Origin of the sequence: Streptomyces sp. SID4985 (genome assembly GCF_009863025.1) — a bacterium.
In the GTDB taxonomy this organism is placed as follows: domain Bacteria; phylum Actinomycetota; class Actinomycetes; order Streptomycetales; family Streptomycetaceae; genus Streptomyces.
Window position 1 is genome coordinate 1 of record NZ_WWIR01000585.1, and the last position, 8,419, is coordinate 8,419.

The 8,419-nt window shown below is 71.2% G+C and carries 8 protein-coding genes; 5 read left to right on the forward strand and 3 right to left on the reverse strand.

Annotated features, from left to right (window positions below; translation table 11 throughout):
- Positions 1-173 precede the first annotated feature (173 nt).
- Both GTW40_RS25240 and hutH read left to right on the forward strand, forming a co-directional pair.
- A complete protein-coding gene (locus tag GTW40_RS25240) occupies positions 174-1,316 on the forward strand; it encodes a GGDEF domain-containing protein (protein ID WP_161182464.1) in 1,143 nt (380 codons plus the stop codon).
- 128 nt (positions 1,317-1,444) lie between these two features.
- On the forward strand, positions 1,445-2,983 hold the full coding sequence (hutH, locus tag GTW40_RS25245; protein ID WP_161182471.1) for a histidine ammonia-lyase: 1,539 nt from the start codon (positions 1,445-1,447) through the stop codon (positions 2,981-2,983).
- Between the two features lie 72 nt (positions 2,984-3,055).
- Here hutH and GTW40_RS25250 read toward each other — a convergent pair whose 3' ends face one another.
- Positions 3,056-3,817 (reverse strand): hypothetical protein, encoded by a 762-nt coding sequence (locus GTW40_RS25250; protein ID WP_161182465.1) that lies wholly within the window; start codon positions 3,815-3,817, stop codon positions 3,056-3,058.
- A 54-nt stretch (positions 3,818-3,871) separates the two neighbouring features.
- Positions 3,872-4,678: a TetR/AcrR family transcriptional regulator gene (locus tag GTW40_RS25255; protein ID WP_161182466.1), complete on the reverse strand. Its 807-nt coding sequence runs from the start codon at positions 4,676-4,678 to the stop codon at positions 3,872-3,874.
- Positions 4,679-4,773: 95 nt separating this feature from the next.
- Here GTW40_RS25255 and GTW40_RS25260 point away from each other — a divergent pair, with 95 nt between their 5' ends.
- Entirely contained in the window at positions 4,774-6,219 is a 1,446-nt protein-coding gene (locus GTW40_RS25260; protein WP_161182467.1) for a DHA2 family efflux MFS transporter permease subunit, read from the forward strand.
- A gap of 207 nt (positions 6,220-6,426) precedes the next feature.
- On the opposite strand, the gene GTW40_RS25265 is transcribed toward GTW40_RS25260, so the two are convergent.
- Positions 6,427-6,774, reverse strand: a complete 348-nt coding sequence (locus tag GTW40_RS25265; RefSeq protein WP_161182468.1) for a hypothetical protein — start codon at positions 6,772-6,774, stop codon at positions 6,427-6,429.
- Between the two features lie 110 nt (positions 6,775-6,884).
- Here GTW40_RS25265 and GTW40_RS25270 point away from each other — a divergent pair, with 110 nt between their 5' ends.
- Both GTW40_RS25270 and GTW40_RS25275 read left to right on the forward strand, forming a co-directional pair.
- Positions 6,885-7,229 (forward strand): hypothetical protein, encoded by a 345-nt coding sequence (locus tag GTW40_RS25270; RefSeq protein WP_161182469.1) that lies wholly within the window; start codon positions 6,885-6,887, stop codon positions 7,227-7,229.
- A 198-nt stretch (positions 7,230-7,427) separates the two neighbouring features.
- Positions 7,428-8,419: Ig-like domain-containing protein (locus GTW40_RS25275; protein ID WP_202486402.1), on the forward strand; the 992-nt coding region annotated here is incomplete at its 3' end.

Below are 8,419 nucleotides of genomic sequence, written 5' to 3' on the forward strand. Positions count from 1 at the left end.
GTGGCTTGTCGCGCAGTTCCCCGCGCCCCTGGGGCGGCTGGGGTGGTGGGTTCGGCTTTCGCGTCGTTGTGGCTCGTTGCGCAGTTCCCCGCGCCCCCTAAAAGCAAAAGCAAGATCCACCTGATCGCCCCGCCAACGCCACAGGTATCCCCATTGCTGCCTAACCTGGAGTAATGGGTGAGGACGAGCGGCTTGTCGCTGTGGTGGCGCTGGCTCAGGGGATGGCGGCGGCGCGTACCGGGCCGGAGTCGTGGCGGGCGGCGGCGGTCGGGGCGTGTCGGGCGCTCGACGGGAGTTTTGCCGCGCTGTCGGTGTGGGAGCGGGGGCTGGGGCGGCTGCGGGTGCTGGTGAACGTGGGGGAGCGGGCGGAGGGCGAGGAGGAGTTTCCGGAGGCGGAGGCGTATCCGGTGCACCAGTTCCCGGAGATCACCGAGTTTCTGCACGAGCGGTGGGCCGGGGGTGGCGGGCCGAACGCATGGGTGGAGACCGCGCGGGGGCCTGCCGAGGGCACTCCGGGCTACTTCCACCAGCGGGTCGCCGCCCTGCGCCGCCGGGGCCGGGGCTGCTGTGTCGTGGCGCCGATCGTTCTGCACGGCAGGGCATGGGGCGAGCTGTATGTGGCGCGGGCGGCCGACGCGCCGGTGTTCGACCGGGGTGAGGCCGACTTCGCGACCGTGCTCGCGGCGGTCGTGGCGGCGGGCATCGCGCAGACCGAGCGCCTGGAGGAGGCGAACCGGCTCGCGTTCACCGACGCGCTGACCGGTCTCGCCAACCGGCGGGCCGTGGACGTACGCCTTGAGGAGGCCATCGAGCGGCATCGCGTGGAGGGTGTGCCCGTCAGTCTCGTCGTCTGCGATCTGAACGGGCTGAAGAGGGTCAACGACACGCATGGGCACGCGGTCGGGGACCGGTTGCTGGAGCGGTTCGGTTCGGTGCTGTCGTTGTGCGGGGCGATGGTGCCGGGGGCGCTCGTGGCGCGGCTCGGCGGGGACGAGTTCTGTCTGCTCGCGGTGGGGGCGCCCGCCGACGACGTGGTGAAGGCGGCCGACGAGCTGTGCCGCAGGGCCGGGGAGCTGGAGCTGGGCGAGGGCGTGGCGTGCGGGGTGGCCTCGACGGAGGACCCGATCGGGCCGGTACGGGACGCGCGGCGGCTGTTCCGGCTGGCGGACGCGGCGCAGTACCGGGCCAAGGCGGAGCGGGCCGACCGTCCGGTGGTGGCGGGGCGGGAGGGGCCGGAGGACCCGGTGGTCCGGCTGGCCGACGAGGCGTCGCCCGCCCGTCCCGAGCGCCGTCGTTTCCGGGGCCGGCTGCCGTGAGGGCGGAGCCCGTTGCTGTGAGCAGCCGGGCTCGTTGCCGTGAGCGGGAGCACAGGAGAAGTAAGGGGTGAGACCGCAATCCACTGGTGACAGCGCGGAATTCAATGCGTACGCTCCTGAATATGGATATGCACACTGTGGTGGTGGGGACCTCCGGCGTGACCGCGTCCGACGTGCTGGCCGTGGCGCGCGGTGGAGCACGCGTCGAGCTGTCGGCCGAGGCGGTGGCGGCCCTCGCGGCCGCCCGTGAGATCGTCGAGGCGCTCGCCGCGAAGCCCGAGCCGGTCTACGGCGTCTCCACCGGCTTCGGTGCCCTGGCGACGCGGCACATCAGCCCGGAGCTGCGTGCCCAGCTCCAGCGCAACATCGTCCGCTCGCACGCCGCCGGCATGGGGCCGAGGGTCGAGCGCGAGGTCGTGCGGGCGCTGATGTTCCTGCGGCTGAAGACCGTCTGCTCCGGGCACACCGGTGTCCGTCCCGAGGTCGCGCAGACCATGGCGGACGTGCTGAACGCCGGGATCACCCCGGTCGTGCACGAGTACGGCTCGCTCGGCTGCTCCGGCGACCTCGCCCCGCTGTCCCACTGTGCGCTGACCCTCATGGGCGAGGGTGAGGCCGAGGACGCCGACGGCACCGTCCGTCCCGCCGGTGAGCTGCTGCGTGAGCACGGCATCCGGCCCGTCGAGCTGCGCGAGAAGGAGGGGCTCGCCCTCCTCAACGGCACCGACGGCATGCTCGGCATGCTGATCATGGCCCTCGCGGACCTCGACACGCTCTACAAGTCCGCCGACGTCACCGCCGCCCTCAGCCTGGAGGCGCTGCTCGGCACGGACAAGGTCCTCGCCCCCGAGCTGCACGCCATCCGCCCGCACCCGGGCCAGGCCGACTCCGCCGCCAACATGCTCGCCGTGCTCAAGGGCTCCCAGCTCACCGGGCACCACCAGGACGACGCGCCCCGTGTGCAGGACGCGTACTCGGTGCGCTGCGCGCCGCAGGTCGCCGGTGCCGGACGCGACACCATGGCGCACGCCCGCCTGGTCGCGGAGCGCGAGCTGGCCGCCGCCGTCGACAACCCGGTGGTGCTGTCCGACGGCCGGGTGGAGTCCAACGGCAACTTCCATGGCGCCCCGGTGGCCTACGTCCTCGACTTCCTGGCCATCGCCGCCGCCGACCTCGGCTCCATCGCCGAGCGCCGTACCGACCGGCTGCTCGACAAGAACCGCAGCCATGGTCTGCCGCCCTTCCTGGCGGACGACGCGGGTGTGGACTCCGGGCTGATGATCGCGCAGTACACGCAGGCCGCGCTGGTCAGCGAGATGAAGCGGCTGGCCGTACCCGCCTCCGCCGACTCCATCCCGTCCTCCGCGATGCAGGAGGACCACGTCTCCATGGGCTGGTCGGCCGCGCGCAAGCTGCGTACCGCCGTGGACAACCTGACGCGGATCGTCGCCGTCGAGCTGTACGCCGCCACCCGCGCCGTCGAGCTGCGCGAGGGCCTTGAGGCCGCGCCCGCCTCGCGGGCCGTCATCGACGCCGCGCGGGCCGCCGGGGTCGAGGGTCCGGGTCCGGACCGCTTCCTCGCGCCCGACCTGGCCGCCGCCGAGGCGTTCGTCCGCGCGGGCGGGGTCGTCGCGGCCGCCGAGACGGTCACCGGGCCGCTGCGGTAAGGAAGTTGGGGGAGTAAGGGGCTCCGTCCGAGGCGGGGCCCCTGCCCGTCGGCGCAGCTCGCTCCCTGCCCGTCAGCGCAGCTTGGCCGACTGTGCGCCGATCACCCGGGCCGGAACCGCGTACGCCCGACGTGCCATCATCGCGCCGACGTTCATCGTCATGTAGGTCGCGAGGGTGCTGCCGTGGCGGACCACCTGGAAGTGGACCGAGCCCTCACCGGCCGTGTCACCGCTCGCCGAGCCCCCGCCCGTCGCCGCGAAGGCCACCGACTCCTCGCCCGTGTCCGAGGCGTGTTCCGGGGTGAAGGCGGAGAACGCGCGCCGTTCGCCGGGGCCGGTGCCGCCGAAGCCGTCCGCGCAGGCCCGTACCGCGCCGGAGACCGAGCGCAGTGCGCGGTGGGCGCCGTCGCCGCCGTAGGAGGCGAGGGTGATCACGGTGACGTCGCGGTCCATGCTCCGGCGCACGGCGTCCTTCAACTCGCCCTCGGACAGGCCGTCCAGGGCCGTCGCGTGGGTCTCCGGGGCGCCCTTCTCCGCCGCCGTGCGGCTGACCTGGGCGGCCGGGGTGCCCGGCGCGGTACCGGCGAGGAGCGGGAGCAGGGGGCGGCATGCGGCCTCGGCGGAGGTGGGCGGATCACCGGCGGTGGTGCCGGGTTCGGTGGGCCGTATCTCGTAACCGGGCAGCTCGCCCTCGGCCATGACCAACCGGTCCAGCGTGGCGGCGTTCGGGACCCGGTTGCGCGTGCCCGAGCCGGAGCAGCCCGTGACGAGGGCGACGGACAGTGTGCCCATGGCGGCGGTGGCGCACAGCCGTACGCCCGGTGATCTCCTCATGGGGCGGACTATGCGCGCTCGGTCAAAGGATCGTCAAACGGACGTATGTCATATTCACCGGCCCGAGGCCCCCAGCCCGTCGATCATCAGGCCGATGGTGAAGTCGAAGCGGTCGTGGACGGTTCCGGCGGTCAACTCGGCGGCGTAGCGCTTGGTCTGCGGGAAGGTGTCGGGCAACGCGGCGAAGCGGCGCAGCAGTTCGTCGCGGCCGACCACCCAGCCGTCCGCACCCGGGGCCGCACCCGGGGCCACGTCCGAGACCTCGCCCGGCGACTCGCCCGTGTCCGCCCCCGGTTCCGCACCGCGGTCGACGCGGCTGTTCGCCAGCGAGACCTCCAGGCTGTACGCGTTGACGTAGAGCATCAGGGAGTCGATGGCCCAGGCGGCGGCCTGGGGTGCGATGCCCCCGGCGAGCAGGATGGCGAGCATGCCCTCGCCGACGCGCAGGGTGTCCAGGTGGGACGGGGCGGCGGCGAAGGCCGCCTGGGAGATGCCCGGGTAGCGCAGGTACTGGTCGCGCAGCCGCGTGCAGACGTCGGTGATCTGCCGCCGCCAGTGGGCGGGGTCCGGCTCGGGCAGCTCGATCTCCGCGCACAGCCGGCCGATGAGCAGCTCGTCCAGGTCCTCCTTGTTGACCACGTGGGCGTAGAGCGAGGAAGGTCCCGTCTCCAGCGCGGTGGCCACGCGCCGCATGGTCAGGGCCGCGTAGCCCTCCCGCTCCACGATGCCGAACGCGGTGTCGATGATGGCGTCGACCGTGATCGGCTTCTTGCGCCCGCCGGACGGTCCGCGCCGCGTCGCGGAGGTGCTCGGTCCGGCGCCGTGCCGTGCTGCGCGCCGTTGCTGCGGAGTCGGTGACATGGGGGCAGTCTAGCGAACCCGACGAACAGTGTTCTACGCCACTTGGAGCGCAGTTCGCGTTGTTACGAACACCGTTCCAGAGTAGAACGGTGTTCGTGTCCATCCATCAGCGCACCTCCGAAGCGCCTCCCGCCGCCCCGTCGCCCCTGCGCACCGCGTGGCTCGTTCTCGTCGTCGTGGTCCTGGCCGACGTCATGGATCTGATCGACTCCAGCGTCGCCAACCTCGCCGGACCCTCCATCCGCGCCGATCTCGGCGCCGGTCAGGTCGCCGTGCAGTGGGTGCTGAGCGCCTACACCGCCGCCTTCGCGCTCGGCCTCGTCACCTCCGGGCGGCTCGGTGACCTGCTCGGCAGGCGGCGGCTGTTCCTGCTCGGCATGACCGGCTTCACCCTGGCCTCGCTGGCCTGCGGTCTCGCGCCGGACGCGGTCTTCCTGATCGTCGCCCGCACGCTCCAGGGCCTGTTCGGGTCGGTCATGATCCCGCAGGGCCTCGCCCTGGTGAAGGTCGTGTTCCCGCCGAAGCACCTGCGCCGGGCGCTCGCCCCGGTCGGCCCGCTGATGGGACTGGCGATGGTGGGCGGGCCCATCCTGGCGGGCTGGCTGCTGCACCTGAACCTGTTCGGCGGCCAGTGGCGCTCGATCTTCCTGATCAACGTGCCGTTCGGCCTCGTCGCCCTCGTCCTCGGCCACCGCGTGCTGCCCCACCACGGCGGCGAGGACCGCACGGCCCGGCTCGACCTCACCGGTGTCGGCCTGCTCACCGCCGCCTCCGCCCTGCTGATCGTCCCCCTCATCCAGGGCCGTGACCTCGGCTGGCCCGTCTGGACCTACGTCATGCTGGCGGGCTCGGTCGTCCTGCTCGCCCTGTTCGTCGTCTCGCAGCGGCGCAGCGCCCACCCGGTCATCACGCCGTCACTGTTCCGCAAGCGCGGCTTCGTCGTCGGACTCGTGGTCGTGGCCGGGTTCTACGCCTCGCTCAGCGCGTTCGTCCTCGTCGTCAACCTGCTCCTCCAACAGGGCCTGGGCTGGACCCCGCTGCGCACCGGACTCACGCTGATCCCCTGGGCGCTGGGCACCGCCGTCGCCGTCCTGCTCGCGGGCGCCGTGCTGGCCGAGAAGCTGGGCCGCGCGAGTCTGCACCTCGGACTGTCGATCGCCGTGGTGGGCCTGCTGGCCCTGTGGTGGTCCGTCGCCCACCGGGGTGCGGACCTCACCGTCTGGACACTGGCGCCCGCGCTGCTGGTCACCGGCTTCGGCTCGGGGCTGGTGTTCGTCCCGCTGGTCGACTTCATCATCGGCGACGCCACTCCGGAGGAGGTCGGTACCGGCGCGGGCCTGCTCAACGCCGTCCAGCAGTTCGCGGGCGCGATCGGCGTCGCCGCCCTCGGCACGGTGTTCTTCGCGCGGGTGGGGAGCGGATCGGTGTCGTCCTACCTGGCCGCGGCCGAGCTGGTCTTCGGCATCGCCGCCGCGCTGAACGTCGTCACGCTGCCGCTGGTGGGCCTGCTGCCCCGGCACGCGCGGCGGGCGCACGGCTGAGGGCGCGGGTATTTCCGCCGGGCGGAAAGAGCGTGGCCGGAATTCCCGTCTCCGGGAAGCTCCGGGAAAAGGGGGCGGTTCCGGTGATTCCGGAAGTCCCAGGACCTCAAGAACCCCGGGAACCTCAAGAACCCCGAGGGCCTCGGAAGCCCCCCGAATCCCCGGCGGCCCCCCGAATCTCCGGCGCCCCGGGAAACCCCGGAATCCTCAGAAACCCAGCCGTTCCCGGCGTACCGAATACACCACGAACCCCGCGCCCACCGCGAGAAGCAGCGTGCCGGTGACGACGTACGGCGTGGTGTCGAAGCTTCCGGTGTCGGCGAGTTCGGTCCCCTCGGGGAGTCCGGTCTCCTCCGGCACCTCCCGCCCGGTGTCGGCGGACACCGTGGCGGTTTGCTGGGTGATCCGTGTCGAGGAGTCGGCCACGGCCGACTGCTCCACCACGTTCTTCGGGAGGCCGTCCTGGGAGGCGTTCGCGGACGGGACGAACCACAGAGCGCACAGCAGCGTGCCCGCGGCGGTGGCGGTCAGCAGCGGACGGCGAGCGGATGACACGGAATATCGATCCCCCTTGCGGCACTGGCGAATTGGCCGTGTGGAGCGATGTTAGTGAAAATCGCGGGTCACAGGAAAGTCACGACAGGTTTCGGCTCTAGGCTCTCGTCATGGACGCTGAAAAGACATCACGTTTTGTACGGCTTCAGGTGGAGCTGATCCTGGAGGTGACCGCCGAGGACGAACTGACACAGGCCGCGATCAACCGCCTGGCCGGCGATCCGGACGTCCCGGAGAGCGAGCGGGCGCACGCCGAGTCCGCTGTGACGGAAGACACCGAAGAGGCCCTGGCGTATCTCGTCGATCCGTTCGGCCTGGTCAGCGGGGTACCCGGGGTGGAGCTCCAGCAGGCATCCTGGTCCAGCGAGCAGATCGACTACGACCCGGATTCGCCGGAGTGGGACCTGGACGAGGATGATGGGGCGGACGACGACGAGAAGGACGGCATCGGCTGAGCGTCCCGGGGCATCTGTGAACCCGGACGGCAACCACCGTCCGGGTTCTCTCGTCTGTACAGGAGAGCACGGCGCATCCCGGCCCCTTCACGGGGGCGTGGCGTGTCCCACAACTCCCCGGAACGGGGAACGGGACGGTGTGGCCGTGACGTTGAGATCTTCCAGCAGGGACTCTCGGGGTTTTCGGATTCGGCGACGATGGAGAAGCGTGTGATGACGGACAGTAAGCGGCGCAAGGGCCTCACGGTCGCGTCCGCACTGCTCGGTGGTGTGCTCGTACTGACGGGCTGTTCCGGCGGCGGTGACGCCAGTGCGGCGGACGGCGGCGAAAGCTCGCAGGCCAAGGCCGACGAGGCCGCGGCGGCGAAGTCGTCCGAGGCCGCGATCACGATCACGCCGAAGGACGGCTCGAACAACGCCTCCATCAACAACTCGGCCACCGTCAAGGTCGCCAAGGGTGAACTCACCGAGGTGCACATGACCACCTCGGACGGTCATGACGTCGAGGGCGCCCTCGCCGCCGACAAGCTGAGCTGGAAGCCGAGCACCCAGCTGGAGCGCTCGACCACCTACAAGATCTCGGCCGAGGCGAAGGACTCCAAGGGCCGCGTCGCCCACGAGAACGCCTCGTTCACCACGGTCGCCCCGGCCAACAGCTTCATAGGCAACTTCACCCCGGACAACGGCAGCACCGTCGGGGTGGGCATGCCCGTGTCGATCAACTTCGACAAGGCGATCGCCAACAAGGCCGCCGTGCAGAAGGGGATCACGGTCACCTCCAGCAGCGGCCAGGAGGTCGTCGGCCACTGGTTCGGCGCCAACCGCATCGACTTCCGCCCGGAGACGTACTGGAAGGAGAACTCCACCGTCACGCTGAAGCTGGCCCTCGACGGTGTCGAGGGCGCCAACGGCGTCTACGGCGTCCAGCAGAAGACGGTCACCTTCCACATCGGCCGCAACCAGGTCTCCTACGTCGACGCGGCGACCAAGCAGATGAAGATCACGCACAACGGCCAGGTCATCAAGCAGATCCCGATCTCGGCCGGTTCGCCCGAGAACAAGACCTACGCCGGCATCATGGTCATGTCCGAGAAGTTCAAGCAGACCCGCATGAACGGCGCGACGGTCGGCTTCACGGACGACGACGGCAAGGGCGAGTACGACATCAAGGACGTGCCGCACGCCATCCG